The 16,565-nt window shown below is 41.7% G+C and carries 13 protein-coding genes and 1 tRNA gene; 9 read left to right on the top strand and 5 right to left on the bottom strand.

Annotated elements, in window-relative coordinates; genetic code table 11:
• Positions 1-146 precede the first annotated feature (146 nt).
• The 6 genes from H6G76_RS06205 (at position 147) to H6G76_RS06180 (ending at position 7,135) form a co-directional block, all read left to right on the top strand.
• A complete protein-coding gene (locus tag H6G76_RS06205) occupies positions 147-407 on the top strand; it encodes a YlxR family protein (RefSeq protein ID WP_190697022.1) in 261 nt (86 codons plus the stop codon).
• Positions 374-523 (top strand): hypothetical protein, encoded by a 150-nt coding sequence (locus H6G76_RS06200; RefSeq protein WP_190697281.1) that lies wholly within the window; start codon positions 374-376, stop codon positions 521-523. Before H6G76_RS06205 ends, H6G76_RS06200 begins: the two co-directional genes overlap by 34 nt.
• Before the next feature lie 382 nt (positions 524-905).
• Positions 906-4,037, top strand: a complete 3,132-nt coding sequence (infB, locus tag H6G76_RS06195; protein WP_190697020.1) for a translation initiation factor IF-2 — start codon at positions 906-908, stop codon at positions 4,035-4,037.
• A 124-nt stretch (positions 4,038-4,161) separates the two neighbouring features.
• Positions 4,162-4,782 (top strand): low-complexity tail membrane protein, encoded by a 621-nt coding sequence (locus H6G76_RS06190; RefSeq protein ID WP_190697017.1) that lies wholly within the window; start codon positions 4,162-4,164, stop codon positions 4,780-4,782.
• Between the two features lie 122 nt (positions 4,783-4,904).
• Positions 4,905-5,102: a hypothetical protein gene (locus H6G76_RS06185; RefSeq protein WP_190697014.1), complete on the top strand. Its 198-nt coding sequence runs from the start codon at positions 4,905-4,907 to the stop codon at positions 5,100-5,102.
• 356 nt (positions 5,103-5,458) lie between these two features.
• Positions 5,459-7,135 (top strand): DUF1565 domain-containing protein, encoded by a 1,677-nt coding sequence (locus H6G76_RS06180; RefSeq protein ID WP_190697011.1) that lies wholly within the window; start codon positions 5,459-5,461, stop codon positions 7,133-7,135.
• Positions 7,136-7,568: 433 nt separating this feature from the next.
• Here H6G76_RS06180 and H6G76_RS06175 read toward each other — a convergent pair whose 3' ends face one another.
• Positions 7,569-7,841, bottom strand: a complete 273-nt coding sequence (locus H6G76_RS06175) for a DUF3493 domain-containing protein (RefSeq protein WP_190697008.1) — start codon at positions 7,839-7,841, stop codon at positions 7,569-7,571.
• A 33-nt stretch (positions 7,842-7,874) separates the two neighbouring features.
• Between H6G76_RS06175 and H6G76_RS06170 the strand changes: the two genes are divergently transcribed.
• Positions 7,875-7,946: transfer RNA gene (locus H6G76_RS06170), tRNA-Thr, on the top strand.
• On the opposite strand, the gene H6G76_RS06165 is transcribed toward H6G76_RS06170, so the two are convergent.
• Positions 7,947-8,990, bottom strand: a complete 1,044-nt coding sequence (locus H6G76_RS06165) for a M42 family metallopeptidase (RefSeq protein WP_190697005.1) — start codon at positions 8,988-8,990, stop codon at positions 7,947-7,949.
• A 54-nt stretch (positions 8,991-9,044) separates the two neighbouring features.
• Here H6G76_RS06165 and H6G76_RS06160 point away from each other — a divergent pair, with 54 nt between their 5' ends.
• Positions 9,045-9,821 (top strand): class II aldolase/adducin family protein, encoded by a 777-nt coding sequence (locus tag H6G76_RS06160; RefSeq protein ID WP_190697002.1) that lies wholly within the window; start codon positions 9,045-9,047, stop codon positions 9,819-9,821.
• On the opposite strand, the gene H6G76_RS06155 is transcribed toward H6G76_RS06160, so the two are convergent.
• Positions 9,763-10,809 (bottom strand): SGNH/GDSL hydrolase family protein, encoded by a 1,047-nt coding sequence (locus H6G76_RS06155; protein ID WP_190696999.1) that lies wholly within the window; start codon positions 10,807-10,809, stop codon positions 9,763-9,765. The two genes, H6G76_RS06160 and H6G76_RS06155, sit on opposite strands and share 59 nt — an antisense overlap.
• Before the next feature lie 266 nt (positions 10,810-11,075).
• Positions 11,076-12,446, bottom strand: a complete 1,371-nt coding sequence (locus H6G76_RS06150) for an S-layer homology domain-containing protein (RefSeq protein WP_190696996.1) — start codon at positions 12,444-12,446, stop codon at positions 11,076-11,078.
• Between the two features lie 1,821 nt (positions 12,447-14,267).
• On the opposite strand from H6G76_RS06150, the gene H6G76_RS06145 reads away from it, so the two are divergent.
• Positions 14,268-15,473 carry a histidine kinase gene (locus H6G76_RS06145; protein WP_190696993.1) on the top strand — a complete coding sequence of 402 codons (1,206 nt, stop codon included), beginning with the start codon at positions 14,268-14,270 and terminating at the stop codon, positions 15,471-15,473.
• On the opposite strand, the gene H6G76_RS06140 is transcribed toward H6G76_RS06145, so the two are convergent.
• Positions 15,474-16,496 carry a PleD family two-component system response regulator gene (locus H6G76_RS06140; RefSeq protein WP_190696991.1) on the bottom strand — a complete coding sequence of 341 codons (1,023 nt, stop codon included), beginning with the start codon at positions 16,494-16,496 and terminating at the stop codon, positions 15,474-15,476. It abuts the gene before it with no gap.
• Positions 16,497-16,565 lie beyond the last annotated feature (69 nt).

Genomic DNA, 16,565 nt, shown 5'->3' with positions numbered 1-16,565 from the left:
TATATATAGGTTTGGAAAGTTCTGCTAATATTTACCTCAGTGTGAGTTTTAATAATTGCTGAAAACAAGATGAGGTATAAGTAGAAAACTAGCAGTGCTAGCTTGATTTTCGTCCTAAATTTATCACCTCATGCCTTTAAAAACTGATGAAACCGAATTATCGGCGTTGTCTTAGTTGCCGCAAAGTCGCTTTAAAAGAAGACTTTTGGCGCATTGTCCGCGTCTTTCCTTCTGGAAAGGTACAATTAGATCAGGGCATGGGGCGTTCTGCCTATATTTGTCCGCAAGCAACTTGTTTGCAAGCGGCACAAAAAAAGAACAAATTAGGGCGATCGCTACAAGCATCAGTGCCAGAAACACTGTACCAAACATTGTGGCAACGTCTAGCCCCAAGTCATCACCAATAATTAAATCTCAGGTTGAAGAACTTTGTGGCGGTAATCCTCAGAGGATTGTGCCGAAAGCCGAACTGCTCGTGCTGAAGTCATACCCTCTGCAATTGTTTGGGTTAGTGCCAAAATAGTAAATGGGTGTAGTTAGCAAGCGGCTCTCTGATCTCAAGAGAAACGAGGCAATACTCCCAATAAGTTTTACTCGATTGTGTTGTGGAAGACTCAGAATCAGCAAAACAAAAAACAACAGTATGGCAACCTGGTAGCGCTCAGGCGCAGTTCGGCATCACAAGTTCCAATAAAAATTTTTTATTAAAAAACTTTTTATGGGAGCCACTCAACCGCCATTTTTGGCAAAGATGCCAACATTAAACCGAAACATCTCTCTTTCCTGATTGGAGGCACCGGCAAAATTACCAAGGGCAACCGAAAAACAGTGATTCAAAGGATGGAGATGTCGCACTCCCAGGCAACCATCCGCTAAAAAACTGTCAATTGAAAGGGGAAGAGTGGATGAACAACGGCAAAGTTAGAATTTATGAATTATCAAAGGAATTGAATTTGGATAACAAAGAGCTACTAGCAATTTGCGACCAGCTCAATATTGCGGTCAAAAGTCATAGCAGCACAATTTCAGAATCAGAGGCAGAACGTATCCGGACGGCTGCCGAAAAACAGGCAGTTACGAATGGAACAGCTAAAAAAGAACTAGGAACAACCACCCACAAACCAAATTCACATCAAACTGGCTCCCATAGCCGACCTGCACCACCATCACACAAACAACAAATTTTGGAAATTCGTAAACCCAAAATATTGAGAAATAATAACACCAATGCCCCAGAGGCATCAGTTGCTACCAATAATCAATTTGCTTCGTCTGAAGTCAATTCTCCTGCACCTCCACGGCCCTTCGCTACACCAGTCTCATCCATGAAGCCGACGGCACCAACTAAACCAGTACCACGGAATCAGTCTGAGAACTCACAACCACCTGCTGTCACAGACGCGACTCAAAAACAGAATACGCAAGTACCAGAAAATGTAGCGGCAGAAAAACCGGAAAAACCAGAAAGACCGGAAAAAACGCCAGCACACAAGCCAAGGCAAGAAAAACCTCAAAAACCGCAACTATCTGCACCACCTGCTAGACCATCAGACAAACCAGAAGTTGGTATTGAGGCAACTGCGGCAGTAAAACCGATTCTCAAACGCGATCGCGACCAGGCTAAACCTACTAAGGTTGGTAAACCATCTCAGTCTCAAACAGAAGCCCCAACCCAAGCCCCATCACCAAAACAGGGTCGTCCCCCAGGGCCTGCTAAACCAGAGCAGCGGACGAACCGGCCAGGTACAGGATCAACAGACGGGCCACGTCCTCAAAGACCAGTACGTCCATCAGAACCAGCAGCAGCACCACTGGCTACTCCACCCACAAGACCCTCTGCTGGCGTGGCAGCAAAACTAGGAGTGGATGATGATGCTCCTGTAGTACCAGACATCTTAGATTTGAAACGGCCAACGCCACCTCGTTTAGCCAAAGGTGGTAAGAAGTGGCAAGAAGAAGAAATCATTGACGAAGTTAAAGAGAAAGCTGGCAAGGGCGGCCCTAAAGGTAAGCGAACCAAGCCAATTCTAGATGATGACTTTGAAGATGAGGATTTTCTGGATGAAGAAGGTCTGGAAATCCCAGCTACTGTTCAGGTGAGCCTTTCTATAGCTCGTCCTCCTAAACCAAAAGCAGCTAGACCTGCACAGCCAGCTACCGCAGTAGCTATTGCAGCACCTACTACTAGAGGTAATAGAAAATCAACATCCAACCGTGGTGAACAAAACCGTCGTCAAGAAGCGGAACCAAAACGCGATCGCCCTGAAAAAATCGTGGTCACAGGGCCACTGACAGTGCAAGAACTCGCCAATGAGTTGGTAGTGGCTGATACAGAGATTGTAAAAATCCTGTTCATGAAAGGAATGGCGGTCAGCATTACCCAAAATCTGGATATTCCGACCATTACCTTGGTAGCTAAAGAGCTAGAAGTAGAAGTCGAAACGGCTGAACCAGAAGCAGAAGCCCGCAAAGTCACAGAAATGATCGACGTGGCAGATTTAGAACATCTGATTCGTCGTCCACCAGTTGTGACAATTATGGGTCACGTAGACCACGGTAAAACAACCCTCCTCGACTCAATTCGCAAAACGAAAGTCGCGGCTGGGGAAGCAGGTGGTATCACCCAGCATATTGGTGCATACCATGTAGACATCGAACATGACGATAAGCTGCACCAGATCGTATTTTTAGATACCCCTGGTCACGAAGCCTTTACCGCAATGCGGGCAAGGGGAGCTAGGGTAACAGACATAGCCATCTTAGTAGTGGCAGCAGATGATGGTGTGCGTCCCCAAACAGTGGAAGCCATCAGCCACGCGCAAGCCGCAGGAGTGCCAATTGTTGTCGCAATTAACAAAATCGACAAAGAAGGCGCGCAGCCAGACCGAGTTAAACAAGAACTAACTCAATATGGTTTAACCCCAGAAGAATGGGGCGGTGAAACCGTTATGGTTCCCGTGAGTGCTATCAAAGGTGAAAACCTAGACACATTGCTAGAGATGCTGCTGTTGGTAGCAGAAGTAGAAGAACTATCTGCTAACCCTGATCGCCTGGCAAGAGGAACCGTAATTGAAGCACATCTGGATAAAGCAAAAGGAGCAGTCGCTACCTTGTTAATCCAGAATGGGACTCTGCACGTTGGAGATATACTCGTTGCTGGTTCAGCATTTGGTAAAGTCCGGGCAATGGTCGATGACCGCGTCCGTAGAGTCGATGCAGCTTCACCTTCCTTCGCCGTTGAGGTATTGGGGTTAAGTGATGTACCCGCAGCCGGTGATGAATTCGAGGTCTTCGAGAACGAAAAAGAAGCCCGTGCCATCGCTAGCGATCGCGCCGACAAACAACGCCTATCAAGACTGTTACAGGGACGTGTTACCCTCACAACCTTATCTGCACAAGCACAAGAAGGCGAGTTGAAAGAACTCAACCTCATCTTGAAAGCAGACGTGCAAGGTTCTGTAGAAGCGATCATTGGTTCGCTGAAACAAATCCCGCAAAACGAAGTGCAGATTCGGATGCTGTTAGCATCGGCAGGGGAAATTACCCAAACAGACATTGACTTAGCTGCTGCTAGTAACGCAGTCATCATTGGCTTTAATACCACCTACGCCAGTGGCGCAAGACAAGCCGCTGATGAGGCTGGTGTAGATGTTCGGGAGTATAACATTATCTATAAACTCCTCGAAGATATCCAAGGAGCCTTGGAAGGTCTATTGGAACCAGAACTGGTCGAAGAACCCCTCGGTCAGTGCGAAGTTCGTGCTGTCTTCCCTGTTGGCAAAGGAGCCGTTGCTGGTTGTTATGTGCAATCTGGCAAGCTGGTGCGTAACTGCAAACTACGAGTGCGTCGTGGCGGTAAGGTCATTTATGAAGGTGTTCTTGACTCCCTCAAACGGATCAAAGACGATGTGCGTGAAGTCAACGCCGGTTATGAATGCGGTATTAACGTAGACAAATTCCATGACTGGGTTGAAGGCGACATTGTTGAAGCCTACCAAATGGTTACTAAACGCCGTACTCTCACATTGACAAGATAGTGGTCAGTGCTAAGTGCTGAGTTAAAAATAAAGTTAAGTGTGTTGAACTGAAGTTCAGTTTAGTTCCACACTAAAGCTTAAAATTTAAACTCAGCACTCAGAACTTAGAAAGCAAAATTTTTTTATGTCATCGTTTCGCTCTGAACCTATATTGTGGATTCACATTGCTGGATTAGCAACACTGCCAATTTTTTTGGTGTTGTGCTTATTATTCTTAGGTATAGGTGAACCACTTCTACCAGTGTGGGGAGAACTATTATTAGTAGCCGCGATCGGCGTAACCCCACTATTATTGATGCAGCTACGCCGTCCGTTTTACATATATTCTCTATTGGGAATAGCACTCAAACCCGAAAATTTGACCGAGCAACAGCGAAAAATACTTTGTTTAATTAATACAAGATTAAATCGTGTTCTGTCTTTGGTAACAGCACTAATATTAACTGGGGTGTTATGGCTGCTTTACCAGGCTGTTCCCCAAATACAACATTTAGTTAGCTTTTTACCACAGTCGCGTGGTTTGGGTTTATTATTGGCTGGTTTAGCTTTCTTTGCAAGTAATTTATTTTTACAAGTTCCTGTGAGTGTAGCAAGAATTTTGGTGACAAATGACACAGAATTTGCTGCACTAGAACCGTTATCTTTAGAAAGAATCAAGCATGATTTCACCATTTTAGGGGTGCAAGTTAATCAAATTTTACCCAGGTTATTTCAATCCCTGATTGGGAACAATAAAAATTCATAGCAGCCCTAAATATTAGAACCTGATAAATAATTTCGTAGAGTATACACTGTCTCATAGGGGCAGGTTCGTATTTGCTCAAAACGAAAACTGCCATAACTGTTAAAGTTGAGGAATAAGGGACTATGACTCCAACTCCTGCTGCTAGTAATCGCCAGTTTCCTGCTGATACCGAAATTTGGTACAGCCTAAAAAGTGCGATCGCTACCAGTTCCGGTTTCCAACGCTGGCAACTAGAACGTGATGCCCAATTACATGGGCTGCGCCTGGAACAGCAAGTACAAAAGTATTTAAGAGAAACATTAGAAACTTTGGCTTATTAAAATCAAGTTAATATAGCTGGCTTACTTGTCAGTAACCATCATCATATCAAGGGAAGCATTCTCACAATGCTTCCCTTGATTATTTACTAGGTATCCATACAAAGTGAAGCTTCCGTCATTCATAGAGTAACTATCGATACTTGTTTAGTCATTAACATGATGTTAACTGCTGGCTATGCAGTAGCTTAGAAGTGCCTCTTACATAGCCAGAATTGTTTATTTACGTTTCTGATTGCGAAACTTCGCTGAATATTGCCTAGTCATCCGTTATAGTTTTGCTTGGGTTAGACAGTTACATAGCTGTCACATCTGCCCTTTTTTGACCAATTATAATTCAGCACATCACAGACACAAAAATGAAACATAAAGGTTTTCATTTTTCTTCCACAATAAATATTCACTTTCTTTCTAGAAGGAACCTGGGATTTACTTTATCCTTGGGAGCCGGACTAACAGCTTTGTTAGTTGCTGCTACTGGTTCCACACTATTGACTAGTGCAGCAAATGCTGGTGCTTCGCCAAATGTTTTGGCACAAGCTCCTGCAACAGCTAAAGTGATTTATATCAACCCAGCAACTGGACAAGATAATGCTAGTGCTGGCGCAACCGAAGGCGCGCCTTACAAAACTATTACTTTCGCACTAACTCAAGCTCAACCGGGAACAATTATTCGGCTTGCTCCGGGAAATTACACCCAAGAGTCTGGAGAAACATTTCCTCTGTTGCTCAAATCAGGAGTGACACTACAAGGTGATGAATCAACAAAAGGCCAAGGCACAGTAATTACAGGTGCTGGTTTCTACACAAGTCGTACTTTTGCTAGACAAGAAATTACGATATTGGGTGATAACAATACCACGATCGCTGGTGTTACTGTAACTAACCCAACTCAACGCGGTACAGGTATTTGGGTTGAGTCTACTAATCCCACTATCCAAAACAGCACTTTTACAAACAATGGTAGAGAGGGTGTTTTTGTAACAGGTACAGGCAATCCGACAATCGAGGGTAACGTCTTTTTACAAAATAAAGGTAATGGGGTTTCAATCGTAAAATCTGCTCAAGGCCAAGTACGGAATAATTTGTTCCAAGATACAGGTTTTGGTCTGTCGATTAACGGAAATGCAACCCCTTTAGTTGAAGGCAACCAAATCATCCAAAACCAAGATGGTATATATGTATCTGACTCTGCTAAACCTGTATTACGTAAGAACGTAATTCAGAATAATAAGCGGGATGGAATCATAGCAATTAGCGCAGCTCAACCTGACCTTGGCACTAATGAGAATCCTGGTGGCAACCTCATTCGCGGTAATACTCGTTATGACATCTATAACGCCACTAAAGCTAATACTATCGTTGCCGTTGGTAATGATGTCGATCAGAAAAAAATAAATGGTCAAGTAGACTTTGTTGCCGCTACAGTTGAGCCACCAGCAGGCGGTGCGGTTGCCTTTAAGGATGTGCAGGCAACTTATTGGGCAAGAGCATACATTGAAGCGTTAGCCTCTCAAAATATTATTGCTGGCTTTCCTGACGGGACATTTAGACCTAATGAACCTGTAACTCGCGCCCAATTTGCTGCCATTGTCACCAAAGCTTTAAACCCGACAAGCAAACGTGCGGCTACTAAGTTTAAAGACGTAGCCAGCAATTTTTGGGCTTTTGCTGCAATTACATCTGCTTATCAAGGGCAGTTTGTTTCAGGCTATCCCGATGGCACTTTTAAACCACAGCAACAAATTCCGAGAGTACAAGCATTAGTAGCCTTAGCCAATGGTTTAGGTCTAACTGCGACTAACCAGAATGTGCTGAGTTTTTATAGTGATGCTGCCCAAATTCCTAACTATGCAAGAGACCCAGTTGCGGCTGCTACTTCACGGCAATTAGTGGTTAACTATCCTACAGTTAAGCAACTAGATCCTAATCGTCAAGCTACTAGAGCCGAAGTTGCTGCTTTTGTTTATCAAGCATTAGTTAATGCTGGACGTGTTCAACCAATTACTTCACCGTATGTGGTTACAGTTCAGTAGCGCTCTGATGAGATAGTGAAAAGCGCCAAGACTAGCAATTTGTTAGCTTGGCGCTTTTTATTTTTTAAGTTTTCTTAAAGCTAGGGTCTTTATATTTAGTTGACCCCATTTAAATGTTATGGATTTATGTTCAGAGTCTTTATATTGGCTGACTCCGTTTGAACAATTTCCAGTTTCGCAGAAATTTTGAGTTTTCCTGATTTCCTAATATTTTTTTTATGTTTTCTCTCTTTATGTTGCATATTATGTCAGAAAGTTAATTATTTTACACAATTTAAAGATATGTAAATAATTTGACAGTTTTTAAATTAACCTAGTTCTAATTAGCTCCTAAATTAAATACAGCCTGTGGATTTAGTTTTACGCATAAAAAACGAATCGGACAAAAGTATTAATTTTATCTTCTGTCTTGGTTATATTTAAGTAACTATACTTACTTAGGTAGCTGTTGACGACTTTTTTCCCAACGCCAGAGGAAAACTATTAGAGCTACGATTCCTACCTGTAACGCTAAATTAGGTAAAGAGCTTTCCAGATCTCTACCAGCAAGGACTCGAAAAAAGAAAACAAACGCGCCAATAAAACTGGAAGCACCAATGCCAATATAAATAAATTGCCGCAACCCACGATAAGGCGTTGCCATTTCAGCTTTTAAACGGGCATACTGTTCTGGACTAAGGCGGGTTTTGGGATTTGGTTCTACCATATATAAATGATGCTATAATTTTTTCTCGTGTATGCCGATGTGGCTCAGTGGTAGAGCAGCTGATTCGTAATCAGCAGGCCACGGGTTCAAATCCCGTCATCGGCTTTATTCTGTGAAGGTGTCACAAAAAGCTTTTAATAGATTAATACAGTTAGCGATCGCACCCAAATGAGCAATTTCGTAACCGTGGGTGTTTTGTGTCGGAAATGCCAAACAAGCAGCACGTCCGACATGGCCAAATTTCATGGCAATTGAGGCATCACTACCAAAGCCACTGAGGAGCGTTAGTTGTAAGTCTATATCTAGCTGCTTGGCACAACGGTATATTTGCCCATTTAAGGCTTCATCATAGATACCGTAAGCATCTTGTGAAAGTAACACCGGGCTGTCACTATCTTTGACGGGATATTCTGGAGATAGAGGACAAATTTCTAAAGCAATCAAAGCAGCTAAACTCTGGTTTTGAGTAAAAAATAGTGCGCCAATTGCTCCGACTTCTTCTTTTGCTGATGCTACCAAATACACATCACAGGCTGGTTGTTTGAGTCTTTCGGCTAAAGCTAAAAGAATAGCTACAGAAGCTTTATTATCTAAGGTGTAACTGGCGATGTGATCCTTTAACCGAATGGGACGTTTACGGTGCTTCCCAATTACCATTCTGGTTCCTGGGCGAATACCTGCGGCTTCTAGTTCAGTAGTAGTAAGTTTGGTTTCAATCCAGGCATTTTCCCATTGTACAGGTGTATCTTCTTGCTGAACTTTTTGCGGCGATTCGTGGGAAACATGGCGAGAACCAAAGCTGAGAATACCACTAATAGTTTCATTATCTCCCAATAAGTCAACTACACCTTCACCATAAACCCAAGGAAAAGCACCCCCCAGCTTACGAACTTCTACGCGTCCGTCTTCGCCAAGATTTTTGACAATTGCCCCAATTTCATCTTTGTGAGCTGTAATGGCGATCGCTCGGCTAGAATCTTTCCCAGAAATTTTCGCAATAATATTATCGGCGCGATCGCTCCAAACTTCTACACCCAGTGCTGTAAATTGTTGCGTCAAAAATTGGTTAATTTCTGCTTCTGCACCACTAGGAGAATGGTGCATCACCAATTCTTCAATAATTTTAAATAGCTGGTCGTAATCCCACATTCACGAAAACAAGTTTAAATATTTGTATTTACCATCACACAATATCAAGATAGTATGCAAGCAATACCTGTACAAAAGCCCAATGCTCCTCAACTTCCAACTTTTACATCCATAGAAGAGGAGCGTCTGCATCGTCAACAGAGATTAGCAGCCGCATTACGTTTATTTTCTAAATATGGTTTTGATGAAGGAATCGCTGGTCATATCACAGCACGTGACCCGCAAAACCCAGAACACTTTTGGGTCAATCCTTTTGGGATGCACTTTGGTTTAATCAGAGTCAGTGACTTGATTTTAGTAAACCAAGAAGGTGAGGTAATTATAGGCGATCGCCCGGTAAATCGGGCTGCTTTTGCGATTCATTCCCAAGTTCATGCAGCTAGACCTGATGTAGTAGCTGCGGCTCATGCTCATTCTATCTATGGCAAAAGTTGGTCTAGCCTTGGTCGTCGTCTTGACCCCCTAACTCAGGATGCTTGTGCTTTTTATCAAGACCATAGCCTGTTTGAAGATTATACAGGTGTCGTACTTGACCCAACCGAAGGTCAGCGTATTGCCCAAACCCTGGGCAAAAACAAAGCCATCATCCTCAAAAACCACGGTTTATTAACGGTTGGTCACTCAGTTGACGAGGCGGCTTGGTGGTTTATCACAATGGAACGCTCTTGCCAAGCCCAATTATTGGCTGAGGCGGCTGGCAAACCTAGCCCAATTAAACATGAGTATGCCGAGGTAGCACATACTCAAGTTGGGTCACATAATTTAGGTTGGTTTAGCTTTCAACCTTTATACGAAATGATTGTGCGCCAAGAACCCGATTTGTTGGACTAATGTTCAATTTTTTTTGTTGACGCTTGAGCATTGCTGCTGCACCCAAAGCACCAAGCGTCAACATTCCTAAAGGTGCTGAGGGTTCAGGAATTTGTTTAGACTCAATAGCACGCAATGCTGCATCAGCTACTAACTTGTGACCCACAGTAGTAGGATGCACATCATCCCAGAAGAAATGCTTGTCTGGGTTTGAACAAAAAACTGTTGTTGTTGGTAGATGACAAGCGTTATCTACATCTTCAAAACCAAAGGTTGAAGGCGATGACATCGCTTGATTAGATAAAGAATAAGTATCAACCGAAATAATATCCAGTCCGTAGGTTTTATTTAAAGCAGCAATATTTGTTGCTAAACCTTGGTTAAACTCATTAGTGAACTGTCGAAGACGTTCAGAATCTAGATTGTTAAGCTTAACATAAGGTAGCTTTGACAGGTCGGACAGGTTAAATACGACAATATTTTTAGCACCGGCTTGTGCTAAGACTCCTAAAGCTTGAGAAATATTATTGACTGCTGTTGTTGCGTTTTGAGGATTCAGAAACAGAGCATCATTAGCTCCACCCCATACTGTATAGAGTGCATTAGGGTCAGCGTTTTGAAAGGAACTGGTATATAAGCCAACTTGGGCTAATATTCCGGGTAAGCCGCTATCTGGAGAGACAGCATTAATTATGCCAGTTGAAGAACCACCAAAGGCATAGTTTATGCCTTCTATAGGGGGAGTTGTACCTAACTCAGTGAATAAAGTAGGTTTTAAATCCAGTTTATCTGCCAAATAGTCCACCCAGATCAAGCCGTTAGAATAGCGTCCATCAGAAGGGTAGTCACTTGGGTTCGGCACAGTACCCTGGCTAGCGTTGAAGACGTTACCTTGATCAGATAAGCTATCGCCAAACACAATAAACTGGCTAAACTGCGCCGCCGATGCTTTTAATGGCAGCATGAAAGAGAAAAAGACAAAGCCTGCCGCTACAAGTTCTTTTTTCATATGGTGTTAATAGTGATATTATTTGCTGGGTATCAAGCAAGTAAACAGCCAGAAAGGCTGTAAATGTAGCATTTGTATTTTCAGATCATTGCAAAATTCGGTACTCGAAGTTAGATAATTGTGTAATTTTACTTAATTAATCAAGGCTTATTTATCGATAACTAAATATATTTATGTGATCTTTATGATTAATCCGGTAATTGATGAAGAAAAAATAAGGTGGACTGTTTATCCACCCTGATCAAAGCTAAATTAGGTACCTAAATTTAGGTAGGCGATCGCTTTAACTTTAAAGCATCCACAGCTGATACTCCTTCACCTGGAGTGCCAAAATACCATAAGGCCGCAGCCGCTTCAGCACGAGTCACAGGTTTTTTAGGTTGAAATAGAGTTGTATAGCCAAAGATTCGTCTAATATTTGATTGCTCGGCATTTTGGAAATCCGCCAAAACAGCCCGTAATGCTTTTGGGTCTATTTTCCCCACGTCTTGGAATCCCCAAGTTTGCTTAACCGCATCTAAATTAGCATTAGGCAAAGCTTGGCGAGTATCTAAGGGTACTTTCCATAAAATCAATTGCTCTCGCGTCAGAGGTGCATCTGGACGAAATAAAACTGTAGTTGCATCTCCAGATAAAGGGCTGGGAATTAAACCTGCTTCGGCTAACCCCTGAATTACGGGAAAATCCGGGTCTGTTTTTGACACATCACTAAAAGCTGGCTGCGTACTTTCCGAGGCCAAGCGTATTTGTTTGGCTGGATTGTTTGCATACATCGCATTGTTAGCAGCAACTAACCAGCGTGCATATATTCGCCGGGGAATGATTTTATTTGGCTCAAATTGGGTTGTGGGATTCGAGTTAGTTTTGGTTGTTTGCGGCTCGATGGATAAAATACCTAATGCTGTTAAGTCTTGGATATGTTGACGTAATTCTTGTGGCGTTTTGTTTAAGTCTGAAAATTCCTCTGAGGTAGGTGTGGTTGCAGCAGTTGTTTGGTTATTAGATGTGTTGTTTGGCTGTGTTGCCGTGTTTGTAGGTGCTGTTGGGCCAATAAACTGCGAATCTCCCGGTTGAGGAATATTATTATTTGGCGGAGATTGTGCTTCACTACTATTTGGAACGTAGTCAATTACTAAATTAGTAGCGGTTTGTGGTTGATTAGGGGCAGCATTTGTAACTGATTGGGCTTGAATCGATACGTTTAACAGCAAATTACTCCGACGTGCCTCAAAAGTACCGATATCATCGGCTGGTTGTTGCAAAATCTGCCAGTTATTATCCTGTAACTGGCTGCGATAAAAGCTAGTTATAAAATTGCTCGGATCGGAACTAAGCCAGCGAGTTGATACTTTATTTTCTGAACCAGTAGCAGGCTTAACTTCCTGGAGTGTGGCATTTGTATATAAAGGAATTTCTTTGGGAAAATCAGCAGGTAACTGGACTGTTGGTTGCTTCTGCCCTGGTTGTGTTTCTTTCTGAGTAGCTTCCCCAATGATAGTTGAATTGTTTTGCAGCCTGGGATCTGCTGCCAAAGATTCTTCCAGATTTTTGGCAGATGGAGTGTTGGTACAGGCTGTTAAAGAGGTGAGTAAAACAGCCAAACTTAATAAGGCAGCTGGACGTTTACAGGGAAGCACAAGCAGAAAATTATTAATAGCGTGTCCTTTTCTACCCTAGCGCAGACTGGCGATACTTCACGGTGAGTTACAAGATTTAGTTTTGCTCAAGCTAATGTGCAGACTAGCAGCGCAGGGCGGAAGTAAAAAGTCAAAAGTATTATTGAATAAACTTTTTCGGAATTTTAAATGGTTGCTTTATTTACGCCATGCTGTAGTAGTAGTTTAGATGATCGCAGTTAAGGAATACTGTGCTTTGATCAAGTTGCGTAAATTTAGGTTTTAGGAATTAAGTTTCAGCGATCGCATATTCGAGTTTTTACCAAAAATACTTAGGTGATCAATACACATATCTATAAAGTTGAATAATTTTTTATTTAATAGCTACACACTATTTATTGACAGAATTAGCTAAGGCTCTGCCTCCATCTGATTACTTATAATATTCTTTGAAGCTAAATTTTTATTTATGCACAATATATTTAATTTTCCTTATTTATAAAATATTGAATAGTAGCTCAAAACACGTAAAAATCTATTATTAACCACTACTTTGAATATAGGAATCATATTTGATTTTTGAAAAGAATCAGTACATTGTTACCAGCCTGAGAAGCTTTTGCCTATTGTCTAGTGCCTATTCCCTCTTTACACAAGTATGTTCAGTAATCAAACCAGATTCCTATAAAATCTCTAGACATCACAACTCAGGAGCCAACAAAATTGCTTGAAGAACCTATACTTACAAAGTGGACAAAAATTGGTCAATAATAAAATTTTTAAATTAAAAGTGATAAAATAAAACCACATCTATATCTAGCATGAGCCTCAAAAGAAAAAAGTTTGCACTCACTGATGCTAAAAAAACTCTAAGCAATTGTGAGAGTAAATACTCTTTCATGTAGCAAGGCGATCGCAGTTGTTCAAGAAAGCCGATGTTTGGCTGTGACTGTTTTTGCCACCCTCACAAAAGTTTGCTGATCACAGTGAGGAAAATGCTAATGTGATAAGTTATTGTGTTTTCACACCAACAAAAAGGAGTGATTTGTCAGATTCGGGCTAAATCACTCTATTGAAAGCACTATCAAGCTAGACTTAGAGAATTTTGAGCGATCGCTAACTAAAAGTTTACAAAAGGCAGTAAATTTGTGGTTAAGAGTTATTTAACTGCTGCGGTAAAGGGGAAGCTATTCTGAGAAAGTCGGCCCTAAAGCTAAACCAAGTTTAGGGTTTTAGTAGTGATAGTTAAGCCAAGCGTCAAGTGTTTGCTAGAACAATTAATGGCTACCAGATAAATACTATGGTATGGGCAATTTGTTACCTAAGATCTCAGCCAATTAAAGCGTTAACCTTCAGCGATCGCTGCACAAATCAACTTAGATTTAGTATAAAAAAATGCCAGTATAATTCTCTGTCAATTGTATTAGTACTTAAAACCGAATTTATACTGACAAGTAGATTGTTTTATAAGCAGTATGCTAGCTAAAAAGAAAACAAAGGTAGAACAAGATGTATCTTTCAAAAAACAAGGAAACTAGGGAATAGAGAACAAACAATAGTCAAGAGGTCTTGTTGATTCTATTTGTAGCAGGTGGTGCGCCGCCTGTGTTGCTGCTCTTCAGAAATATAGGGACAGGAAGGTGTAGGGCGATAGGAAAAGAAATAGTGTTTATTTCATATTTTGCTAGGGCGTATCCGCGCTAGTTAGAGACTTACATCAAAAACCTAGATTCAGATGGGAGTAGGAAAAATCTAAAATAGATATTAAATTGGAAAAAACAACGACCATCGACAAAAATTCGTTCATTGTACTTTCTGCAAAGCGTCGCCAGGTTGTTACCAGTGCTGAAACACGATTACATGCAAGTTTCCCAGGATCAGCCTACTTCTTTTGAGGCTCCTCTCCAGTTATTACTATTTGTCGATGGACGACCTAAGTCTCGACAACAAGTACAGCGCCTACGTGCTTACTTAAAAGAATTACAGGCTGAGTATAATTTTGAACTTCAAATTATCGATGTCGGTCAACAACCATATCTGGCAGAACATTTTAAATTAGTAGCTACACCAGCTTTAATCAAAATCCACCCAGAACCAAGACAAGTTCTTGCAGGAAGTAACATTATTGCTCAACTCAAGAACTGGTGGCCACGCTGGCAGGCTGCTGTCGATGCTTATTTAAAATTGCAAGAAGATTTACAAGAGCGTATAGATGATAATGGGCGTATATCATCGCCTAAATCAACAATTACTTCTGTTGCTGTTTCTGCGGAACTGCTCAGACTCTCAGACGAAATTTTTAATTTAAAGCAAGAAAAAGAGAAGCTTCAGGAACAGTTGCAATTTAAAGACAGAGTAATTGCGATGCTGGCTCATGACCTTCGTAATCCCTTAACAGCAGCAGCGATCGCTATTGAAACTTTACAATCTAACTACAATATAGAGTTAGGTGAGTTTCAGCGTTTGAAACCAGCAATGGCAGCGCATTTATTAAAACAAGCTCGTACTCAAACTAAGATAATTGATCGGTTAATTGCTGATCTGTTACAGGTAGGTCGAGGCAGCGATAAAGAGTTTACTATTATACCGCAAAAAACAGAATTAGGACAACTCTGTTTAGAAGTGTTAGAAGAATTGCGCGATCGCTACATGGCTAAATCGCAAATTCTAGAAACAGATATTCCTAAAGATTTACCCAGCGTGTATGCCGATCCTGAACGCATCCGTCAAGTCTTAGTAAATCTCTTAGATAACGCCATTAAATATACCCCAGCTGGCGGCAAAATTAGCATTGCCGGATTACACCGCACCACTCAAAAGGTTCAGTTTAGTGTCGGCGATACTGGCCCTGGTATTCCTCTAGAAAGTCGTGATCTGATCTTTGAAAATCACTTCCGCCTGCAAAGAGACGAAGGTACAGAAGGATATGGGATTGGTCTTTGTCTATGCCAACGTATTATTCGAGCGCATTATGGTCAAATTTGGGTAGACTCTAATGCTAATGGTGGTGCGTGGTTTCACTTCACCTTGCCAGTGTATCCTTTTTAATTACCTCAGAACAATTCGATTACGTCCTTCTGCCTTAGCTGTGTAAAGTGCTTTGTCGGCGGCAACAATTAAATCTGAAGGGGAAGTTTCCCAAGTCGGAATCAGGGTGGCTACTCCTATGCTCAGAGTAACATAATCATTCACAGCAGAAGCATCATGAACAATTTGTAAATTTCGCACCCCAGTTTGCATCGCTTTCGCAACATGAAATGCGCCAGATGCATGAGTATTGGGCATGACTACCGCAAATTCCTCACCACCATAACGCGCTACCAAATCATGATGTTTTTGTGCTTTCTTGTTTAAAACAGCACCTACCTTTTGCAAGCAAACATCCCCAGCCGGATGACCATATTGATCGTTATAAAATTTAAAATAATCAATATCACATAAAATTAAAGATAATGGGCAGCCTTCTTGGGCTAGATTAATCCACTGTGTAGTTAAATATTCATCAAAACGGCGGCGATTAGCCAGACCAGTCAAGCCATCAACATTAGCAAGTTCTTGCAACGCCAAGTTTGCCGCCTCTAACTGTTTGTATACTTGAGCTTGCTGTAGCAGGCGGCGTAAACGTTGGCGCAAAACTGCCCAGTGAATTGGCTTAGTAATGTAATCAGTGGCTCCTGCTTCAAAAGCACGGTCTACAGACGCTGCATCATCTAAACTAGTAATCATTAATATTGGAGTACGTCCCCATAGCTTAGAAATCACAGCACCACCCGAAGCCGAGTCTATATCTAGATTTGCCAGTGCTGAGATCAGATTATTTCGGGCAATTTGCAGCAATTGTTTACAGCAAGTAAAACCATCCATTACAGGCATAATTGCATCTAGCAACACTATGTCTGGTTTAACAGTCTCATAAGCATCTAAACACTGCTTACCATCTGTGACCTCAACCACTCGATAGCCTTCTTGTTCCATAGCTTCACGCAAAAGCACGCGGATGGTCTTATCATCATCAGCCACCAGAACTACCGGAGGTTGTTTAGAAAGTGAAAAGGGGCTTATCGCTGACATGAATTGCGTTCCACAGAAAATAAGATTATCGGAATGGGTAAACTAGAGTAAGGTTTGATTACACAACCA

Origin of the sequence: Nostoc sp. FACHB-152 (assembly GCF_014697475.1) — a bacterium.
Classification (GTDB): domain Bacteria; phylum Cyanobacteriota; class Cyanobacteriia; order Cyanobacteriales; family Nostocaceae; genus Nostoc_B.
This window is presented reverse-complemented; position numbering and strand designations above follow the sequence as displayed.

What these genes read in the sequence shown, in the direction of transcription:
- H6G76_RS06155 (WP_190696999.1), bottom strand. Translation starts at nt 10,809, where the DNA reads ATGAAAAAAGAACTTGTAGCGGCAGGCTTTGTCTTTTTCTCTTTCATG.
- H6G76_RS06190 (WP_190697017.1), top strand. Translation starts at nt 4,162, where the DNA reads ATGTCATCGTTTCGCTCTGAACCTATATTGTGGATTCACATTGCTGGA.
- H6G76_RS06160 (WP_190697002.1), top strand. Translation starts at nt 9,045, where the DNA reads ATGCAAGCAATACCTGTACAAAAGCCCAATGCTCCTCAACTTCCAACT.
- H6G76_RS06165 (WP_190697005.1), bottom strand. Translation starts at nt 8,990, where the DNA reads ATGTGGGATTACGACCAGCTATTTAAAATTATTGAAGAATTGGTGATG.
- H6G76_RS06185 (WP_190697014.1), top strand. Translation starts at nt 4,905, where the DNA reads ATGACTCCAACTCCTGCTGCTAGTAATCGCCAGTTTCCTGCTGATACC.
- infB (WP_190697020.1), top strand. Translation starts at nt 906, where the DNA reads ATGAACAACGGCAAAGTTAGAATTTATGAATTATCAAAGGAATTGAAT.
- H6G76_RS06175 (WP_190697008.1), bottom strand. Translation starts at nt 7,841, where the DNA reads ATGGTAGAACCAAATCCCAAAACCCGCCTTAGTCCAGAACAGTATGCC.
- H6G76_RS06180 (WP_190697011.1), top strand. Translation starts at nt 5,459, where the DNA reads ATGAAACATAAAGGTTTTCATTTTTCTTCCACAATAAATATTCACTTT.
- H6G76_RS06205 (WP_190697022.1), top strand. Translation starts at nt 147, where the DNA reads ATGAAACCGAATTATCGGCGTTGTCTTAGTTGCCGCAAAGTCGCTTTA.
- H6G76_RS06140 (WP_190696991.1), bottom strand. Translation starts at nt 16,496, where the DNA reads ATGTCAGCGATAAGCCCCTTTTCACTTTCTAAACAACCTCCGGTAGTT.